Origin of the sequence: Pseudoalteromonas sp. TB41, assembly GCF_000497975.1 — a bacterium.
GTDB classification, from domain to species: Bacteria; Pseudomonadota; Gammaproteobacteria; order Enterobacterales; family Alteromonadaceae; genus Pseudoalteromonas; species Pseudoalteromonas tetraodonis.
In genome coordinates this window covers 40,362-60,166 of the sequence record NZ_AUTH01000007.1, presented here as the reverse complement: position 1 = coordinate 60,166, position 19,805 = coordinate 40,362, and the positions used below count along the sequence as shown (strand labels likewise).

Here is a 19,805-nt window from a genome sequence, read left to right as displayed (position 1 = left end):
GGTAAATCCTTAAATCTATTTAAATTGTTATTCAATTATTAAGCCCGGCGCGAGGGTTTGCGGTAAGTTAACTTTTTCTGACTCTACAGAGGCCACTGGGTATGCGCAATAATCTGCAGCGTAGTATGCACTGGCTCTGTGGTTGCCACTGGCACCTATACCACCAAATGGCGCTGCGCTTGATGCGCCTGTAATAGGGCGGTTCCAGTTAACAATACCGGCACGAATACGTTTTAAAAAGTGACTGTAATCATCTTCGCTATCAGCAAGTAAACCAGCAGATAAACCAAAGCTGGTGTTGTTTGCTTCTGTTATAGCGCTATTGAAATCAGTGTAACGATATACTTTTATAAGCGGGCCAAAGTGTTCTTCATCGGCAATTTCGCTTATATTAGTGACATCAATAATGCCCGGGCTTACAAACCCAGTGCCTGATTTTAACTGTTTAAGCTCAACAAGAATCTCAGCACCTTGTTTAACTAGCTCAGCTTGCGCTGCAACCATGCCTAATGCGGCTTTTTCACTGATCATGGCACCCATAAAAGGTTGATCGTCCGCAAAGCTATCGTCTACTAGGATATTTTTGGTGGCGCTGATCAGCTTTTCTAAAATAGCATCGCCATTGGGCGACTTTTCAATAAATAAACGGCGTGCACAAGTACAACGCTGACCCGAAGTAATAAAGCCCGATTGAATAATATCGTGCACGGCGGCGCTAACATCAGCAACATCTTTAACCACTAGCGGGTTATTACCGCCCATTTCAAGCGCTAAAATTTTACCTGGGTGGCCGGCAAATTGTTTATGTAATAAATGACCTGTGTTTGAGCTACCAGTAAAAAATAGGCCATCTATATCTTGATGTGAGGCCAGCGCTTTACCTGTTTCTAACTCACCTTGAACAAGGTTTATAACCCCAGCAGGTAAGCCTGCTTTTAACCATAGTTCTAGCGTAAACTGCGCTACATGAGGAGTTAATTCTGATGGTTTAAATACCACGGTATTACCGGCTAGTATGGCTGGTACAATATGGCCGTTTGGTAAATGCCCAGGGAAATTATACGGACCAAAAATAGCGACCACACCGTGAGGTTTGTGGCGAATAAAGGCTTTTGCACCAGGCATTGGGTTTTCGGTTGTACCAGTACGTTCATTGTAAGCACGGATCGCAATGGCCACTTTGCCTTTCATCGCGCCCACTTCTGTGCGTGTTTCCCATAGCGGTTTACCTGTTTCACGAGCAATAATAGTGGCAAACTCTTCGCTGTGTTCTTTTAGTTGGGCTACGAAGTTTTCTAAAATAGTAATACGTTGCTCAATTGGCATGTCTGCCCATTGAACTTGCGCGGCTCTTGCCGCTTTAATGGCACTGTCAACTTGCTCTGCGTTGGCGCCATTACCTTGCCATACAATTTCACCATTACTTGGGTTAATAGAATCAAACGCTGGGCCTTTGCCTACAAGCCATTGATTATTAATTAGTTGTGTGTTCATAAATAATGTTACAGGCGGAAAAATCGCGCTGCATCTCCTTGTTTTAAATGAAGTGCATCAGCTACTTCTTGGCTGATGATTAAGGTGTGCTTTGCCTGATTGTAATGAGCATGTTTAGTAAATGTGGCTCTGAAATCGCTAACCCCTTGATTACAAATAGCAAGGGTGTCTGAGCTTTGCTCATTGATATGTTCAAGCTCGCCAATAGTAATAGGGCACACCTGTGAATCACGAATACTGCGAATATTACCGAGCTTTGCTTCTACTGTGGGGCCTGCGTCAAATAAATCAACGTATCCGCGGTGTTCAAAGCCTTCTTTTTCAAGCAGTTTAAGTGCTGGTTTGGTTTTATCATGCACATGGCCAATCACCGCTTGTGCTTTTTTGCTCAGCAAATTCACATAGATAGGGTATTTAGGCATGAGTTCGCTAATAAACACTTTATCGCCTAATCCCACTAAATGGTCGGCTTGTGGGAATTCAATGCTAAAAAAGTGTTCCTGCAACCATTGCCAAAATGGCGAGTGACCGTCTTCATCGCTAACACCACGCATCTCAGCAATTACTGTGTCGGCAAAGCGCTCGCTGTGTTGCGCCATAAATAAAAAACGTGAACGTGATAAAAAACGTCCCGTCAGGCCTTTTCTACTGTCTTCACGTAAAAATAAAGTACATATTTCTGAGCAGCCAGTGTAGTCGTTACACATACTCAAAATATCTACGGTATTGTAAACGTTTAAAGTGGGTGAATGGTGAACGGTTTTACCTAGATGATAATGATACAAAGGTACAGATAACCCGACGGCCGCTTCAATGGCGGTAGTACCAATTACCTTGCCGGTTTCACTGTCTTCTAAAACAAATAGATAGCTTTCGTCGATGGGCTTATCTACGTTTTTAGTAAAACTGTTTTGCGCACGATCAATTTTTTCTTGTAGTTGCCCATCATCGACAGGTAAAGAGGTAAAGCCATGGCCAGACTCAATGGCAATCTCTTTAAGTGCTGCAAAATCATTGACAGTAATAGGACGTAATACTTGCATTAACTACTTGCTCCAACAACATATAAAATCCTGAGGTAAACGTGTGTTTGCCTCAGGACTTAGTTATGTTTTACTTAGTTATTAACCGTTTACTACATCGCTTACTGCTTTTTCAAAGCGAGCTAAGCCTTCTTTAATGTCCTCAAATGGAATCACTAATGAAGGTGTAAAACGAATAACGTTCATACCGGCTACTAAGTTCATTAAGCCGTTATTTGCACTTGCTACTAAAAAGTCACGAGCACGGCCTTCAAATTTCTCATTTAGTACCGCACCGATTAGTAAGCCTTTACCACGGACTTCGCTAAATACATGGTATTTTTCATTAATTGCATTTAAACCATCACGGAACATTTGTTCACGCTCTTTTACGCCATCTAATACAGCAGGCGTATTAACGGTATCAAATGCCGCTTCTGCAACAGCACAAGCCAACGGGTTACCACCATATGTAGACCCATGCGTGCCTACTTTTAGGTGTGCTGCAATTTCAGTGGTGGTGATCATAGCGCCAATTGGAAAACCGCCACCTAAGGCTTTAGCCGTAGTTAATATATCAGGAATAACATCTAAGCCTTCGTATGCGTATAAGTGACCTGTACGGCCAACGCCTGTTTGCACTTCATCAAAAATAAGTAGTGCGTTGTGTTTAGTACACAGTTCACGTACTTTTTGTGCAAATTCATTAGTTGGTGGCACAATGCCGCCTTCACCTTGTAATGGCTCCATCATTACCGCACAGGTATCATCACCAATTAAGGCTTCAAAAGCGGCAATATCATTGTAGTCACAATGAACAATATCAGCAGGTTTTGGACCAAAACCGTCAGAATAAGCAGCTTGGCCACCCACTGTTACAGTGAAAAATGTACGACCATGAAAACCTTTATTGAAAGCAATAATTTTAGTTTTTTCAGCACCAAATTTATCCAGTGCAAAGCGACGTGCTAATTTTAATGCTGCTTCGTTTGCTTCAGCCCCTGAGTTTGCAAAGTAAACTTTTTCAGCAAACGTGGCATCAACCATTTTTTTAGCTAGACGAAGAGCTGGCTCATTGGTCATTACATTTGATAAGTGCCAAATTTTTTCGCCTTGCTCTTTAAGTGCACCGACTAATGCAGGATGGCAATGCCCTAAACAATTAACTGCAATACCACCGGCAAAATCGATAAATTCGTTATTGTTCTGATCCCACACACGTGAGCCTTCACCGCGAACAGGAACAACAGCCGAAGGGTTGTAATTAGGGACCATTACGTCGTTAAATAAATCTCTGGTTACTTGCATTTTTACACCTAAATTATTCACATAAAAAAATACGTTGCTGAAAAAATAACGATAAGGTCAGGATGATTCAGCAATACAATGTGTTTTACTTATTAAAAATGTCATTATCAAAGGTTATGAATGAAATTTGCAGTGCTATTTTGTGAAAAATGATTAGAATAATAGTCAAATTAACGAATTTAATTAGCATTATGATAACTCCCCAAGATGAAAAACTACTCTCAGTATTAAAAACGAACGCCCGCGCTAGCATTTCTGACTTAGCAAGGCATTTGAGTTTATCTCGTTCAACGGTGCAAAGCCGAATGCTAAAATTAGAGCAAAGTGGGATCATTAAGGGTTATAGCGTTGACTTTGGAGATGACTTTTTAAATAGCTTGGTCTCTGCGCATGTTTCAATAAAAGTAAAACAGAAGCTAACAACAAAAACTAATATTGAATTAAAGCAAATTGATGCGATTTCTCAGTTGTATGCAATCAGTGGAGAGTTTGATTTAATTGCTATTGTAGAAGCACAGAACCTTGAGCAGTTAAGCCACTTACTTGATGATATTGGTAACTTAGATGGGGTAGAGCGTACCCGTTCATCGGTTATTTTAGAGACTAAATTTAAGCGTTAATTCGATTTATTTAGTACATTCAGTGAGCATTAATTATTTGCATTTAAGCTAACTTGATTGTAGTCTACTTGATATTAGGAACAAGGAATGTTTTTAACCAAATCAATAGGCTTATTGCCCTACATTTGTTGCAATCCTCCAGTACTTAAAAAATCTCATCAATACAGTTATTAATCTTATTAGCATTGGCTAATAAGGTGTGAGTGAAATAGGACGTTTTTGGCACCACTGGGCTAAGACTTTACAAGGAAATGTTATGAAATACACAACAATGGCTGCTGTGGCATTATTAATAGCTGGCTCATATTTAAGTGCAAAAGCGACTTTATTTGACCCTGCACAGAGCATAACGGTTGAAACTTACAGCGATATATTCTTCAAATTAGAATCCTCTCCTGTCAGCATTAATGAAATTATTACCGGGGCGAGTCAATTTGCCGATAGCTTGTGTGATGAAAGCATCTACCAAGAAGTAATTGGCGAATCGGTAAACTCATGTAAGCAAAAATTCAAACAATCTCAAGCACAATGTGCTGAGTTTATAATAAAAAATAACGAGCCTATGTACACTGATAAAGTGGCAATAACACAGCTCTCTGAGAAGTTTATTAATTGCATGACCAATAGCTAAAATAGCGCTTACAGTTCTTAATTTATTAAAAATGCGGCTCCTAAACTGGATGAGCATTGATGCTTTAATTTTTATTTAGCATATTCCACTGCGTGGTCTATGCTAAATTTTATTAATGCTCAAACGCCCAGTTTGCTTTAGGGAGTACAATGCAAGAAAATTTACTGAATTCAGTCATCAAAATAACAAAAAATAGAGATGTAGATTCTCTTGAATATAGTTTGATATCGACCATCCAAGAATTTATAGGCTGTAAAGAAGTCTCAGTTTATAAAGATATAGAAGTTCAAGGCCAACTGACTATTGAGCAAAGTCTTTGCTTAAAAGTGACGGGTGAAAAGCAATTCGAGTGGGTACAACGACAAATTGTTGCACAGCCTGAGGATGAACTTCTATCGTGTTTACGTTCTGCCTGTATTATTACTGTTCAGTCTGCCGATGGAATTGAACGCCGTTGGCTCCCCATTACCCGCCAAGAAAAAACAGTTGCTGCCATTTTTGTGGTTTCAAAAAGTTTGATAGTTCGGCTCAAGTGATGCTAAATGCTTTTTGCCGCATATTTGAAAACTATTTAACCTGAACTCTGGTTAAGAGATTTACTAACATATTGAATCAAAATGATATTTATTTTTATTTTCTCAAGCTAGAGATTTTTAGTGAAAACAAGGCGAAATTACGCGTCAATAGCTAGCCTATTGCAAGTAAATTCAACGCAGTTAGCGCTGAAAATAGCTGCTTGAGATGGATTTATTATCCGGAGTTCAGGTTATTTAGTGATACTCCATGAAAAACGAAAGAGACAAATTAACGGGTCTGTTAAATAGACAGACCTTTGAGAAAAAAATAAAACAGCTAATTGAAAAACAAGTATTAAAAATGCACGGCTCATCCCGAGATAAAGATAAAAGGCAACAAAAGCAGGCATCAACATCTTGGCTGGCTATTTTAGATATTGATCATTTTAAAAATATAAATGATCAATACGGTCATATCTGTGGAGATGAAGTGTTACTCGTATTAGCGCAAAAAATGCGTCACTTTTTTCGCTCAACAGATTTAATTTTTCGTTTTGGTGGGGAAGAATTCGTGATTGTTTTTGAGCCCACAGATGCTGACTCAATCAGTAATAAAATGGCTGAATTTATACAGCTCATTAGAGATACATCGTTTCCTTTTGTTGAAAATATGACGATCAGTGCTGGTTTAGCGCGTATTAGTCCTTATGATTTTCCAATTGCAGTGCTAGAAAGCGCAGATAAAGCGCTTTATTATGCAAAAAATAATGGCCGAGATAAATTTTGTATCTATGAAGATTTACTTGCCGAGAACTTAATCAGTGTACAAGTTAATTCCTCAGAAATAGATTTATTTTAAACTACTGCGGCTGAGGATGGCTTCGCTGCACTTTCACTTTGGTTACTTGGTCGAGCTTTATAAAATAAACATTGCCGCCAATGCCTTTAAACTCCTCATCGGTAAAGGCGATTGTATTGTCATCATAAAAGGTGATTGCCTCTTTTTGGGTTACAATACCTAAGTCAATTTTAAATACATCGCCAGAGAAAAACTTATCGCCTTTAAAGTTTTCAAACAGCCAAATACTGGTTGAATCTAATAGCGCGAGCTTTTTTCTATCTGGGCTAAGTGCTGCGGATGTGATCCAGCAAAGCTTTTCCATGGTGGTGCACGTTTTAAATGAATCTATCAGCTGGGCATCAAAATTCGCTGCATGGTCACCTACTTTGTAAACGTTAGTAATTCCATCGAATGGCTCTGTGCGATTTTTAGTAAACAAGTATAAATGTCGACCAAAAGCCACAAACGCTTCTAAGTCATAATTACGTTGATCAGGTTGTATTGGGCTGCCATCTAATTCTGGGTAGGTAAACTTTATAATTTCAGCTTCTGTTGTATTGGTTTTTATATCTATAGGGTTTTCTATTTTATAAATTGTTAGCCATTTACGATCATTTTTATTATTACCAAAGTCGCCTAAAAAGAAATGACCAAACTTATTTTGCGTCATGTCCTCCCAATCAATGTTTTTTGCGTTGCTGACTAAAATTTCTTTAGCAATAGAGCCGTCTTTATTTAGACGATAAAGCTTTGGCTCATCACCGCTGTCGTTAATAGCCCAAAGCCGTTTATGTTTATCAAACTCAATGCCTGAAATTTCTTTTAGTTTTGGGTCTACAGAGACCACCTTTTTACTATATAGTGTATAAATTGAACTGCCTACAACAGCCGTAATGATGCTAAAGACGATAACAGAAGTAATAAGGATGCTTTTTTTCAACATTGTATTTAAGTGTTCATCGGGTTGGCTGAGTAGATAGTTATTATCGCTGATGATGTTGTTAAGCTAAAGGTTTTTATAGTTTTAATGTAGTAATAAAAATTAATAAGTATGTGTATAAGGACAAAAGCAAATTAATTAGCTGTTATGGTGTAGTTGGTTTAAAAGTTGCTCAGTTGCAGTGCTTACTTAAAAATCAGTTTTAATGGTTAAAATTGCACCAAACCAGTGCGGTAAAATAAATAACGCACTGTAATAATGCGTAAATAAAGTTTTGATTAACTTTAAAGCTGTTTTTATGTGAATGAATGGATTCCACATCGCCTTTTTAAGCTGTTTGGCCTGTGGCAAAGATGAATAACCCTTATGGTTTAGTTGGAGCCTATTATGTTGAATAAACGCTTTTTTAAAACAAAAAATGAAGCAGAAGTAACCTTTGAATTTTCTCACCCAGATGCAGATGATGTCTGTTTACTTGGAGAATTTAATGATTGGCAGCCGGTGCCAATGAAGCACAACAAAAAGCTTGGCGTATTTAAATGCAAGCAACGTCTTCCCGTTGATAAAGAGTTTCATTTTCGCTATTTAATAAATGGTAAACAGTGGGATAACGATCATCAGGCTGATGGGTATATTGCTAATAATTTTGGTACAGAAAATAGTATAGTAAATACACAACGCATTAATTAAGGTCGCTGAATGGACGCACTATCGCAATTGTTTTATTTGCATGGTATTGGTTACGAATACACTAAGTATACGGGTGAACACGTTATATTTAGCGAAGACACCCGTAAATCTGCTTTGCACTGCTGTGGCGTTGACACACGTGATACGGCGCAAATAACCCAGTTAAATTATCAATTGGATGCGGCTACATGGTTAACACTCGCACCTGCTGTTAGCATAATAGATCAGGCTAGTAATGTGCTAAAGGTGCGTGTTAATGAAGCTGATACGCATCACAAAATTACATTAACTGTGGCAGAATTAAATATAAAGCTGCAATTTGAACACATTGCTCAGTATGCAGCATTAGGTGAGTACTTTGTAAATGGGTGTCGTTATATAGAAATAGCGCTACCACTGACGCATTTACCAACCGGCTATTATGATGCGTTATTAACGATGGGTGAGCAATCAGCTAAAACACAAATTTGGTCGACCCCTGAACAAGCCTACCAAATAGCGGATAAAAAACGCTTTGGCTTATCAATTCAGTTATATACATTAAAAAATAAAGCCGGACTCGGGATTGGCGATTTTAGTGATTTACTTGAGTTGGCAACCTTATGTGCAAAGCAAAATATGGACTATATTTTACTTAACCCATTGCACTTATTGTTTGTAGATAACCCTGAGTGCGCCAGCCCCTACAACCCAAACAATCGTGCCTTACTCAATCCGCTATATATCGCAATTAATTTATCGCCAGACAGCTTTAACAATCCGGATTTAACTAAGTTGTTATCTGCTAATACCTCAAGTAAATACAGCGACCAAGGTGTAGCCTTTATTGATTATAAAACGGTTACTAAGTGTAAATATGCTGCTTTTAAGCTGCTTTTTAAGCATTTTCAACAACAGGGCAGTCAAGCACGGCAAAACGAATTTAGTGCGTTTTGTAAACAGTACAGTGATGTACTGGCTCTGTTAGAAACCACAGAACCCACATTTGAATATTACCTCCAATGGCAAGCACACAGCCAACTTACGCAATGCCAACAGCATTGTATTGACCAAGGGATGGCGATTGGTTTAATCAATGATTTAGCGGTGGGCTGTGCTAATGAGGGCACTGAATTTAAATATCAGCAGGGATTATTTAGTCAAGATGCAACCCTTGGTGCACCACCAGATCCTTGGGCACCTAACGGCCAAAATTGGGGGCTGCCAGCAATAAACCCGCAGCGCCTTGCTGACAATAACTATCAGTTTTATCGCTCACTTATACGCGCCAATATGGATGCTGTAGGCGGGTTACGAATCGACCATGTAATGGCGATTAGGCGTTTGTGGTGGTGTTTCATAAACAATGATACCCAAGATGGCTGTTATGTGTACTACCCATTTGAGCATTTATTAGCAATTTTAAAAATTGAATCTCATCTTAATCAGGCCATAGTAATAGGCGAAGATTTAGGGGTTGTACCACCGGAGGTAAAAGAGGCACTGGTTGATAGTGGCATTTTCTCAAACAGCTTATTTTATTTTGAAAAACAACAAAATGATGAATTTGTAAATAGCGATGATCTTAGCGAGCAATGCCTGCTAATGATAGCCAATCATGATGTACCGCCATTTGTGGGCTGGTGGCAGCATAGCGATTTAAAAATTAAACAGCAGTATGGGCTGATTGATACTGATGAGTATCAGCAGTTAGTTCAGCAGCGAGAGCAAGAGCAACACCGGTTATTACGCTTTTTAAATCCACAAAACACTTCCTTTTCACTTAACACGGATGCTTTTGACGTTTATAGCGCTTTGGCTGTATGTTTAGCTAAATCGCCGTCTCGTTTATTTGCATTACAGCTTGATGATTTAGACAAGCAACACTACCCAGTCAATATTCCTGGCACCGATAAAGAGTATCCTAATTGGCGACGGGTACTCACACATACGTGCGACGATATTTTTAAAGATAATGCTGCTCTTTTGGCTGCAATACATTCAATAAGGAATGCGTAAATGGGCAGTACTAAAAATAGGGTATCAACGCAATTAGTTGATTATGACGCACAGGTAAACGCATTAACTGCAGGGCGATTTAAAGACCCGTTTAGTTTTTTAGGCGCGCACAACACCCAAAGTGGCACTGAAATACGCGTGTATTTGCCAGCGGCATTACGCGTCGAACTGTTAATTGATGGTCAAGTTATTAGCGCGTTACGCTATAAACACAGTGATTTATTTATCGCTGAGTTATCAAGCATGCCTAGCAGTATTTACCAATGCCAAGTTAGTTATGAAAATAGCGATGTTATATTTTACGATGAATACAGCTTCAGCAGTACATTGGATGAACAGGCTATGTATTTGTTTAACGAAGGTAGCCTTGAGCATGCTTATACTCACCTAGGTGCGCAATTTACTACACAACAAGGGGTAGATGGTGTTCGTTTTTGTGTGTGGGCGCCTAATGCCGCCAGTGTATCGGTTATTGGTGAGTTTAATTTTTGGCAAGCGAATCGCCATTTTATGCGATTTCATCCGGCAAGTGGGGTATGGGAATTATTTATCCCGGGTTTAAGTGCAGACATGTGCTATAAATTTGCTATTACTACGCTCAGTGGCGAGGTTTTAGATAAAGCCGATCCTTTTGCATTTAAAATGCAGCAAGCACCGGGCACTGCCAGTATATTACAGTACAAACCAGCGCCTATTTTACTAAGTGAACAAGCGATTATAAATCGCCAAAAGCGTAATCATATTGATGCGGCTATCAGTATTTATGAAGTGCACTTAGGCTCCTGGCAACGCGCTGAGCATAACCGTTACTTAAGCTACACCGAGCTTGCAGATAAGCTTGTAGGTTACGTGATTGAAATGGGGTTCACGCATTTACAACTTATGCCGATCAGTGAATACCCGTTTGATGGCTCTTGGGGTTATCAGCCAGTAGGGCTGTTTGCCCCTACGAGCCGCTTTGGTGATTACAACAGCTTTAAATACTTAATTGAACAATGTCATAAAGCTAACATAGGCATATTACTTGATTGGGTTCCTGGGCACTTTCCAAGCGACCCACATGGCTTACATTGCTTTGATGGCACCCATTTATACGAACACGCTGATATGCGCCAAGGGTTTCATCCTGATTGGAACACCTATATTTATAATTATGACCGCCCTGAAGTAAAAAGCTTTTTAATTTCTAATGCGATGTATTGGCTTAGCCAATTTGGCATAGACGGACTGCGTGTGGATGCGGTGGCGTCAATGCTTTACCTTGATTACAGTCGTAAAGAAGGACAGTGGGTAGCTAATTGTTATGGCGGTCGAGAAAACTTAGGGGCGATAGAGTGCCTAAAACAAGTGAACTTACGCAGTTATAAAAATAACCCCGGCATTATGATGGTGGCTGAGGAGTCAACGGCTTGGCCTGGGGTCACGCAAAGTGTTGAACACAATGGCTTAGGTTTTGGCTATAAATGGAATATGGGCTGGATGAATGACAGCTTAGATTATATGCAGCAAGATCCGTTATTTAGAAAATATCACCATCATAAAATGACATTTTCTATGGTGTATGCATTTAGTGAAAATTACATTTTACCGCTCAGTCATGATGAAGTGGTGCATGGCAAGGGATCACTACTAAACAAAATGCCCAGTGACGATTGGCAGCAGTTTGCAAACTTACGTGCTTATTATGCGTTTATGTGGGCACACCCAGGTAAAAAATTACTGTTTATGGGCGCCGAAATAGCACAGCGTAAAGAGTGGGATCATGACCATTCACTAGACTGGCACTTGCTTGAGCATCAAAGCCATCAAGGGATTCAGCATACGGTTAAACGCCTTAATCAAGTGTATCAAGCGCATCCATCTTTATATGAGCTCGATAGCTGTGCAACGGGCTTTTCATGGATAGATAATAATAACAGCCAGCAGAGTATGTTTAGCTTTATTCGTTATGCTAAAAATGCTGACCACTTTATGGTTATTGTCGCTAACTTTACACCAACGGCTTATCAACACTACACCTTAGGTGTGCCAGCGAAGGGCACATATAAAGTGGTATTAAATACCGATGAGGTCTGCTTTTTTGGCTCAGGTTATCTTGTCACAGAGGATAAAAACCAGCTTATCCATTCAGTCGTTCAGCCAAGTCATGGGTTTGATCACAGTATTACAGTTAATATTGGCGGCTTAACCACACTTTACTTAGAAAAGGTGAATGATGAGTAATTGCTTTGAGGTTACTCAGGGTGTGCCTTTGCCACTGGGTTCGAGTGTACAAAACCAAGGCGTTAATTTTGCCTTGTATGCCCCTAATGCAAGCCAAGCTTTTGTGTGCTTATTTGATAAAAGTGGTCATACAGAAATATTAAAAATAGCCATGAATATTAATGAAGGCGGCGTATGGAGCATTCACATAGCCCCATTAAGCACAGGCGCATTGTATGGCTTTAGGGTTGATGGCGAATACAGCCCAGAAAAAGGCATGTTATTTAATGAGCATAAATTACTGATTGATCCGTATGCAAAAGACTTGTTTAACGAATTTACTTGGAGCGAACGTCATTACGGGCAAATGCCCATTGGCACTAAAAGCGTGGTTAATAATGCGATAGATATGCCTAAATCAAAAGTGACTGCGCCGGTTGCTTATTCAAATAATAAGCCACAGCATAGTTGGGCCAATACCGTTATTTATGAGTGCCATGTTAAAGGTGCCACCTGTCGCCATCCTGATATCCCTAAAGCGCTACAAGGGACATTTTTAGGTTTGAGTCATCCCAGTTTTATTGATCATTTAAAAAGTTTAGGGGTAACGGCTATTGAGCTTTTGCCTGTGCATGCTTTTATAAGCGAACAGTTTTTAACCGCTAAAGGACTGCAAAATTATTGGGGCTATAATAGTCTTAATTTTTTTACTCCTCATAAAGACTATTTGGTTAATGACGATATAAACGAATTTAAACAAATGGTTAGTGAGTTACATCGCGCCAATATTGAAGTTATTTTGGATGTGGTATACAACCACACCGCAGAGGGAGGAAATGATGGCCCTATTTTATCTCTGCGAGGGCTCGACAACCTGACATATTATCGCACCATTGAGGGGCAACCCAATGTTTATATTAATGATACAGGGTGTGGCAATACGTTAAATATCGATCACCCTAAAACCTTACAATTGGTACTCGACAGCTTACGTTACTGGGTTGAAGTTATGGGCGTTGATGGCTTTCGATTTGATTTAGCCACCATTTTAGCGCGTTCAAATACGGGCTTTAGTGCGTCTCACACCTTTTTACAAGCAATTGCCCAAGATCCTGTGTTAAATAAAGTGAAACTGATCAGTGAGCCGTGGGATATAGGCCCTGGTGGTTATCAGCTTGGTGCATTTCCTTCACCTTGGCGAGAGTGGAACGATCAATATCGTGATGTGATTAAACGCTTTTGGCAAAGTGAAAAAGGCATTATTAGTGATGTGGCAAAGCGTTTACATGGCTCGTTTGATATTTTTGAACACAGTAACCGAGGCCCGCTAAATAGCATTAACTTTATTACCAGCCATGATGGGTTTACGTTAGCCGACTTAGTCAGTTATGAGCAAAAACATAACCAGGCCAATGGTGAAAACAACCAAGATGGCCATAGCGCTAATTATTCGTTTAACTGCGGGGTTGAGGGATTTACCAGCGACCCAGAAGTAATGAGTTTGCGCTTACAACAACAAAAAAACTTTCTACTCACCTTATTACTCTCCAAAGGCGTGCCAATGATAGCCGCTGGCAGTGAGATGGCGCACTCGCAAGGCGGTAATAATAACGCTTATTGTCAAAATAATCGCACCAGCTGGCTTGCCTGGAAAGACTCACAACTGAATCATACATTGATTCAGTTTATTGATGATGCGCTAAAAATCAGGCGTGGCCACAGTGCATTTAAACACAGTGTGTTTTTGGATGATATTGATGAGCGCTTCACCGTTAAGTGGTTTACCGAGCAAGGTAAAAAAATGGATGAAACACATTGGCATGAAGATACACGGCAATTTTTAATGTATAGCTTACTTGATAAGCAAAATAAGCATGCGTTATTGATTATTCTTAATGCTAGTAAACAGCCTGTGGTCTGCCAATTACCACAATCGCCCATTATCGCGCCATGGACGTTAGTGTTATCAAGTGTAAATAACGCATCATCTGTTATTCAAGAAGATGCAACCGTGAATATTTCAGCACAAAGTAGTTGGGTTTTTAGTGCCAATTTAGAAGGCGATGATTATGACTAAGCAAGACGAGCAAGTGTGTGTAGTAAAAGGCTGGCAAGCAGGCCCAGTGATAGACGAAAGTACTTTAAGTGATGATTTAACACGGCACTTTTATTACACCTTAGGGCGTGATGTGGTGGGCGAGTCACAGCTGTATTTGTATCATGCATTAGCACTGACGATCAGAGACCGATTAGTGGCACGCTGCAGGGAAACCAATCAACAAATAAAACAACAAAAACGCCGTAAAACAGCCTATTTATCGTTAGAGTTTTTAATGGGCAGAGCGCTGGGTAATGCAGTATTAAATCTAGATTTAGAATCACAAGTTACAAAGGCACTGCAAGCTTACTGTACTGAGCTTGAAAGTGTGGAACAAGCTGAGCATGATGCCGGTTTAGGCAATGGCGGTTTAGGGCGACTAGCGGCTTGTTTTTTAGATAGCTGTGCCAGTTTAGCGCTGCCAGTGGTCGGTTACGGTATTCGTTATGAATATGGTATGTTTAATCAGTCAATAAAAGAGGGTAATCAGGTTGAGCAACCAGATAACTGGTTACGAGAAGGTCATCCTTGGGAATTAAGCGCACCGGAGCAAGCTAAACGGGTTAAGTTTTCTGGTTATGTACAAAGCTACACCGATAAATTTGGCCGTGAGCATCGCCAATGGATCAGTTCTCAAGATGTATTAGCAGTGCCTTATGATGTACCTATTCCGGGCTATAAAAATAATATTGTTAATACCCTTAGACTTTGGAAGTCTGAAGCAACGGACGAATTTAATTTAACAGAATTTAATGCCGGAAGTTATTCTGAAGCAGTAGCACAAAAAAATCTCGCTGAGCAAATAACCATGGTGTTGTACCCTAACGACAGCAGTGAAAATGGTAAAGAGCTGAGATTACGTCAACAATACTTTTTATCATCTGCAAGTATTCAAGATGTACTTACACAATGGATTGAACAATACGGTAATGATTTTACTGAATTTGCTCAGCATCATGTGTTTCAGCTTAACGATACCCACCCAAGTATTGCGGTTGCCGAGCTGATGCGAATTTTAGTTGATGACCATGAACTGGATTGGGATCAGGCATGGAATATCACCACCAAAACCATGGCTTACACAAATCATACCTTACTACCAGAGGCATTAGAGAAGTGGTCGGTATCGTTATTTGCTAAATTATTACCGCGTATTTTAGAGATTATTTATGAAATTAATGCCCGCTTTTTAGCCGAGGTGGCCATGCATTGGCCAGGTGATGTGCAAAAACAACGGGATTTATCATTAATTGAAGAAGGGGGCGAGCCGCAAATACGTATGGCCTTTTTAGCCATTGTCGGCAGTTACTCTGTCAATGGTGTGGCAGCGCTACATACGCAGTTATTAACCGCGGGTTTGTTTAAAGATTTTTACGCGCTATGGCCTGATAAATTTAACAACAAAACCAATGGTGTTACTCCACGGCGCTGGCTTGCATACTGCAATCCGAGTTTAAGCCAGATCATTAGCGAAAAAATAGGCAAAGACTGGATAGGTGATTTTGCACAAATTGGCCAATTACGTCGTTACTACGATGACCCGCAGTTTCATATAAAGTGGCAGCAAGCAAAACAGCAAAACAAACAACGCTTAGTTGATTTAGTAAAACAAAGATGTGGCGTAGAGTTTGATATCAATATGCTATTTGATGTGCAGGTAAAACGTATTCACGAATATAAGCGCCAGTTACTTAACATTTTACACGTTATTCATTTATATGACCGCATACGCCGTGGCGACACACAAGGCATGGTGCCTCGTTGCGTTTTATTAGGTGGTAAAGCAGCACCGGGTTACATGATGGCTAAAAAAATCATTAAACTCATTAATAATGTTGCTGAGGTGATCAATAAAGACCCACAGGTATCTGCTTTTCTAAGAGTCGCGTTTTTACCTAATTATAATGTCACCGCCATGGAAACCATTTGCCCTGCAACGGACTTATCGGAGCAAGTATCAACCGCTGGCAAAGAGGCTTCAGGTACCGGCAACATGAAGTTTATGATGAATGGCGCGCTAACAATAGGCACCCTAGATGGCGCTAATATCGAAATACGTGACGCTGTTGGGGCTGAGAACTTCTTCTTATTTGGCGCACAAGCTGAGCACATTGACGACATAAAAGCACATTATAACCCCAGTGAAATAATTGCGAATAACCCTGATTTGAATAGTGTGATGCACTTACTCGAAAGTGGCCATTTCAATCTATTTGAACCTGGCTTATTTGACGATGTGATTAATGGCATTAAAAGTAACAACGATCCTTGGTTAACCGCCCATGACTTTGCCAGCTATATAGCTGCGCAACGTGATGTTGATAAAGCCTATGCAGATCAAACCTACTGGACTCAAATGAGTATTTTAAATACTGCCGCCAGTGGCTCATTTTCTAGTGACAGAACAATTAGTCAATATTGTGATGATATATGGCATTTAACTCCATTAGATACCACACACCAAACAGTAAAAACAAACACTGACACTAACAGCTGACACTAAACGGAGAGAGTAATATGCCCAGTTATGCAAATCGTTATATAAGTAATTTAACAAGAGAAACCTACGCTTTAATTCTTGCCGGAGGTCGCGGTTCTCGCTTGCATGAGCTAACCGACTGGCGTGCTAAACCCGCCGTTTATTTTGGTGGTAAACATCGTATTATTGATTTTCCACTATCAAATTGCATTAACTCAGGTGTAAGACGTGTCGGAATTGCAACGCAATATAAATCACACTCACTGATTCGCCATGTAAATCGAGCGTGGGGGCATTTTAAAAAGGAATTAGGTGAGTCAGTTGAAATATTACCTGCGTCACAGCGCCATGGTGATGAATGGTATTGCGGTACTGCCGATGCGGTATTTCAAAATATGGATATTATTCGCCATGAGTTACCTAAATATGTAATGATTTTATCTGGCGACCATGTGTATCGTATGGATTATGGCGGGCTGTTGGCAAAGCATGTAGAAAATGGCGCCGACATGACGGTATGCTGTTTAGAAGTACCGGTTGAAGAAGCTGCGGGTACCTTTGGTGTGATGACGGTTGATGAAGAAAGTCGTGTACGTCGGTTTGACGAAAAACCTGCCGAGCCCAGCTCAGTGCCTGGTAAACCAGGCACCTGTTTAGCATCAATGGGAAATTATGTATTTAATACTGAGTTTTTATTTGAGCAGCTACAAAAAGATGCGCAAACAGAGGGCTCAGGGCGTGATTTTGGCCATGATATAATTCCGGCTATTATTGAAGAGCATAATGTGTTTGCCTACCCGTTTAGAGATCCCGCACAGGTAGGACAACCCTATTGGCGCGATGTGGGAACTCTAGATTCGTTTTGGGAAGCAAATATGGAACTGGTTATGCCAGAGCCTCAACTGGATTTGTACGATCCTACTTGGCCAATTTGGACTTACCAAGAGCAACTTCCTCCTGCCAAATTTATTTTTGATGATGATGATCGCCGAGGGATGGCGGTTGACTCAACGGTGTCGGGTGGGTGTATTGTTTCCGGCTCTTTAGTGAGAAAATCATTATTATTTTCTAATGTACATATTCGTTCATATTGTACCATTGAGGAGTCGGTCATTTTACCCGGTGCTATTGTAAATCGAGGGTGTAAAATTAAGCGAGCAATTATAGATAGAAGCTGTGAGATCCCACCTGGATTAGAGATTGGTTTTGATCGTAAAACCGATGAAGCCAATGGATTTCGGGTATCAAAAAAAGGGATTGTATTGGTCACCCGCGATATGCTGATGAAGTTAGACAATAAGTCACATCGTTAATAAATAATAATTAAAAGAGCAAGGCGAAAGCCTTGCAGCAAACTATAAGAGTAAATTAATGCATGTATTAATGGTTGCTGCAGAGAATGATGCGTTACCTAATGCCAAAGTTGGTGGTGTTGCTGATGTTATTCGTGATGTACCAAAGGCGTTAGTGGCGCAGGGGCTGACGGTAGATGTGGTTATTCCTGATTATGGTTTTGAACTAGGTGAGCGCTGTTTTATTGGTGAAGTGAGTGTGGCATTTAAGTCAGAGACACACGTTTTATCTTTGTTTGAAATTACACAGAATCAAAAAGGGGTGAGGCAAATAGTTATAAGTCATCCTCTTTTTAGTCAATCATTGAGTGTGTATTGTAACGACAACGATAATAGACCATTTGCTACCGATGCAACCAAGTTTGCACTGTTTAATGCCGCTATTTGTGAAGCCCTGATACAGGGCGTATTAACACAACCCAACACTTTACATTTGCATGATTGGCACAGTGCCTGTGTGGCCGTGTTACTTAAATTTAATCCTCGTTATGGCAAGCTTGCTAAGCTGCGCTTGGTATATACGGTGCACAATTTAGCTTTGCAGGGAATTCGTCCTTTTAAAGGGGATGATTCAAGCTTAGAAGCATGGTTTCCCTCGTTAAGTTACGACGGGCAACGATTATGTGACCCTCGTTATCCGCATTGCTTTAACCCTATGCGCAGTGCCATTAATTTAGCCGACAAAGTACATGTGGTTTCACCGAGTTATAGCCAAGAAGTGCAAATAGCAAGTAATGACGCCCACGGATTCTTTGGTGGCGAAGGACTTGAACGAGATTTACAACAAGCGGCTGAGCAAGGCAAATTAATTGGCATACTCAACGGCTGTGATTACGCAATTCAAGACGAACATGAAGCAACCTATAGTCAGCTATTAGAGCAAATAGAATCGACTTTGTTTAGTTGGATGGCAAAAAGCGCGCAATTACACAGCAGCCACTACATCGCCCATCAGCGTGTTTTACAATTTATGGCGTGTGATAAGCAAGGGCCACTTGTAACAAGTGTAGGGCGGCTCACTGAGCAAAAAGTATTGTTACTTTGCCAGCAACAAAGCAAAGACCTGACTATTGATTCAGTGTGTCAGATCATTAATCAATTTAAGGGGCGTTTACTTGTGCTGGGCTCAGGCGATAGTAAACTTGAACACCTTTTTACCTGCGCCATGGCACGTAATAACAACTTTTTGTTTTTAAAAGGCTATGGGCAAGATGTTGGCGATTTAATGTATCAATTAGGTGATTTATTTTTAATGCCGAGTTCTTTTGAGCCCTGTGGAATTAGCCAGATGCTCGCAATGCGAGCCGGCCAACCTTGCTTAGTGCACAGTGTCGGAGGTTTAAAAGATACCGTAGAGCATAATGTCAGTGGATTTTGTTTTAACGGCGATACGCTAAGTACACAAGCTGATGCACTCTTGCAGAGTTTAACTGAGGCACTTAGCCTATATCAAACAAACCCTAAGCAATGGCAAGCAATAAAAAGGCGAGCTGCTGATGCACGATTTAGTTGGGATAGTGTGGTAACTGATTATATAACATACTTATATTAAAAAATTTTATAAAGTTCAGTGACATCCGTTCTTATTTACGCTTTAATTACTTAGTCTGGTGGA

The 19,805-nt window shown here is 40.2% G+C and carries 14 protein-coding genes and 1 pseudogene; 11 read left to right on the top strand and 4 right to left on the bottom strand.

Annotated features, from left to right (window positions below):
• Positions 1-27: 27 nt before the first annotated feature.
• The 3 genes from astD to L641_RS0101110 all read right to left on the bottom strand — a co-directional run bounded on the left by astD (position 28) and on the right by L641_RS0101110 (position 3,824).
• A complete protein-coding gene (gene astD, locus L641_RS0101120) occupies positions 28-1,494 on the bottom strand; it encodes a succinylglutamate-semialdehyde dehydrogenase (RefSeq protein WP_024600889.1) in 1,467 nt (488 codons plus the stop codon).
• Positions 1,495-1,502: 8 nt separating this feature from the next.
• Positions 1,503-2,537 carry an arginine N-succinyltransferase gene (astA, locus tag L641_RS0101115; RefSeq protein ID WP_013463229.1) on the bottom strand — a complete coding sequence of 345 codons (1,035 nt, stop codon included), beginning with the start codon at positions 2,535-2,537 and terminating at the stop codon, positions 1,503-1,505.
• 81 nt (positions 2,538-2,618) lie between these two features.
• Positions 2,619-3,824: an aspartate aminotransferase family protein gene (locus L641_RS0101110; protein ID WP_024600888.1), complete on the bottom strand. Its 1,206-nt coding sequence runs from the start codon at positions 3,822-3,824 to the stop codon at positions 2,619-2,621.
• A 191-nt stretch (positions 3,825-4,015) separates the two neighbouring features.
• On the opposite strand from L641_RS0101110, the gene L641_RS0101105 reads away from it, so the two are divergent.
• From L641_RS0101105 to L641_RS22090, 4 genes and pseudogenes are all read left to right on the top strand, one after another.
• Positions 4,016-4,444 carry an Lrp/AsnC family transcriptional regulator gene (locus L641_RS0101105; protein ID WP_013463231.1) on the top strand — a complete coding sequence of 143 codons (429 nt, stop codon included), beginning with the start codon at positions 4,016-4,018 and terminating at the stop codon, positions 4,442-4,444.
• A 256-nt stretch (positions 4,445-4,700) separates the two neighbouring features.
• The gene (locus L641_RS0101100; protein ID WP_024600887.1) at positions 4,701-5,075 is read left to right on the top strand and encodes a hypothetical protein; all 375 of its coding nucleotides are present in this window, start codon (positions 4,701-4,703) and stop codon (positions 5,073-5,075) included.
• Positions 5,076-5,224: 149 nt separating this feature from the next.
• A complete protein-coding gene (locus L641_RS22095; RefSeq protein ID WP_249362401.1) occupies positions 5,225-5,611 on the top strand; it encodes a hypothetical protein in 387 nt (128 codons plus the stop codon).
• Positions 5,612-5,842: 231 nt separating this feature from the next.
• Positions 5,843-6,449 (top strand): annotated as a pseudogene (locus tag L641_RS22090) (GGDEF domain-containing protein); the annotation flags it as partial.
• A gap of 1 nt (position 6,450) precedes the next feature.
• Here the strand turns inward: L641_RS22090 and L641_RS0101085 are convergent.
• Positions 6,451-7,374, bottom strand: coding sequence for a hypothetical protein (locus tag L641_RS0101085; protein ID WP_024600886.1), 924 nt, complete (start codon positions 7,372-7,374; stop codon positions 6,451-6,453).
• 384 nt (positions 7,375-7,758) lie between these two features.
• On the opposite strand from L641_RS0101085, the gene L641_RS0101075 reads away from it, so the two are divergent.
• The 7 genes from L641_RS0101075 to L641_RS0101045 are packed head-to-tail and all read left to right on the top strand — an operon-like array spanning position 7,759 to position 19,742.
• On the top strand, positions 7,759-8,061 hold the full coding sequence (locus tag L641_RS0101075) for an isoamylase early set domain-containing protein (protein ID WP_013463235.1): 303 nt from the start codon (positions 7,759-7,761) through the stop codon (positions 8,059-8,061).
• A gap of 9 nt (positions 8,062-8,070) precedes the next feature.
• The gene (gene malQ / locus L641_RS0101070; RefSeq protein ID WP_024600885.1) at positions 8,071-10,059 is read left to right on the top strand and encodes a 4-alpha-glucanotransferase; all 1,989 of its coding nucleotides are present in this window, start codon (positions 8,071-8,073) and stop codon (positions 10,057-10,059) included.
• Positions 10,060-12,282 carry a 1,4-alpha-glucan branching protein GlgB gene (gene glgB, locus L641_RS0101065; protein WP_024600884.1) on the top strand — a complete coding sequence of 741 codons (2,223 nt, stop codon included), beginning with the start codon at positions 10,060-10,062 and terminating at the stop codon, positions 12,280-12,282.
• Positions 12,275-14,338 carry a glycogen debranching protein GlgX gene (gene glgX, locus L641_RS0101060; RefSeq protein WP_051385847.1) on the top strand — a complete coding sequence of 688 codons (2,064 nt, stop codon included), beginning with the start codon at positions 12,275-12,277 and terminating at the stop codon, positions 14,336-14,338. The genes glgB and glgX overlap by 8 nt, the downstream gene beginning before the upstream one ends.
• Positions 14,331-16,856: a glycogen/starch/alpha-glucan phosphorylase gene (locus L641_RS0101055; protein ID WP_024600882.1), complete on the top strand. Its 2,526-nt coding sequence runs from the start codon at positions 14,331-14,333 to the stop codon at positions 16,854-16,856. Before glgX ends, L641_RS0101055 begins: the two co-directional genes overlap by 8 nt.
• A 20-nt stretch (positions 16,857-16,876) precedes the next feature.
• The gene (gene glgC, locus L641_RS0101050; RefSeq protein WP_013463240.1) at positions 16,877-18,151 is read left to right on the top strand and encodes a glucose-1-phosphate adenylyltransferase; all 1,275 of its coding nucleotides are present in this window, start codon (positions 16,877-16,879) and stop codon (positions 18,149-18,151) included.
• Positions 18,152-18,209: 58 nt separating this feature from the next.
• Positions 18,210-19,742 carry a glycogen/starch synthase gene (locus L641_RS0101045; RefSeq protein ID WP_024600881.1) on the top strand — a complete coding sequence of 511 codons (1,533 nt, stop codon included), beginning with the start codon at positions 18,210-18,212 and terminating at the stop codon, positions 19,740-19,742.
• Positions 19,743-19,805: the final 63 nt, after the last annotated feature.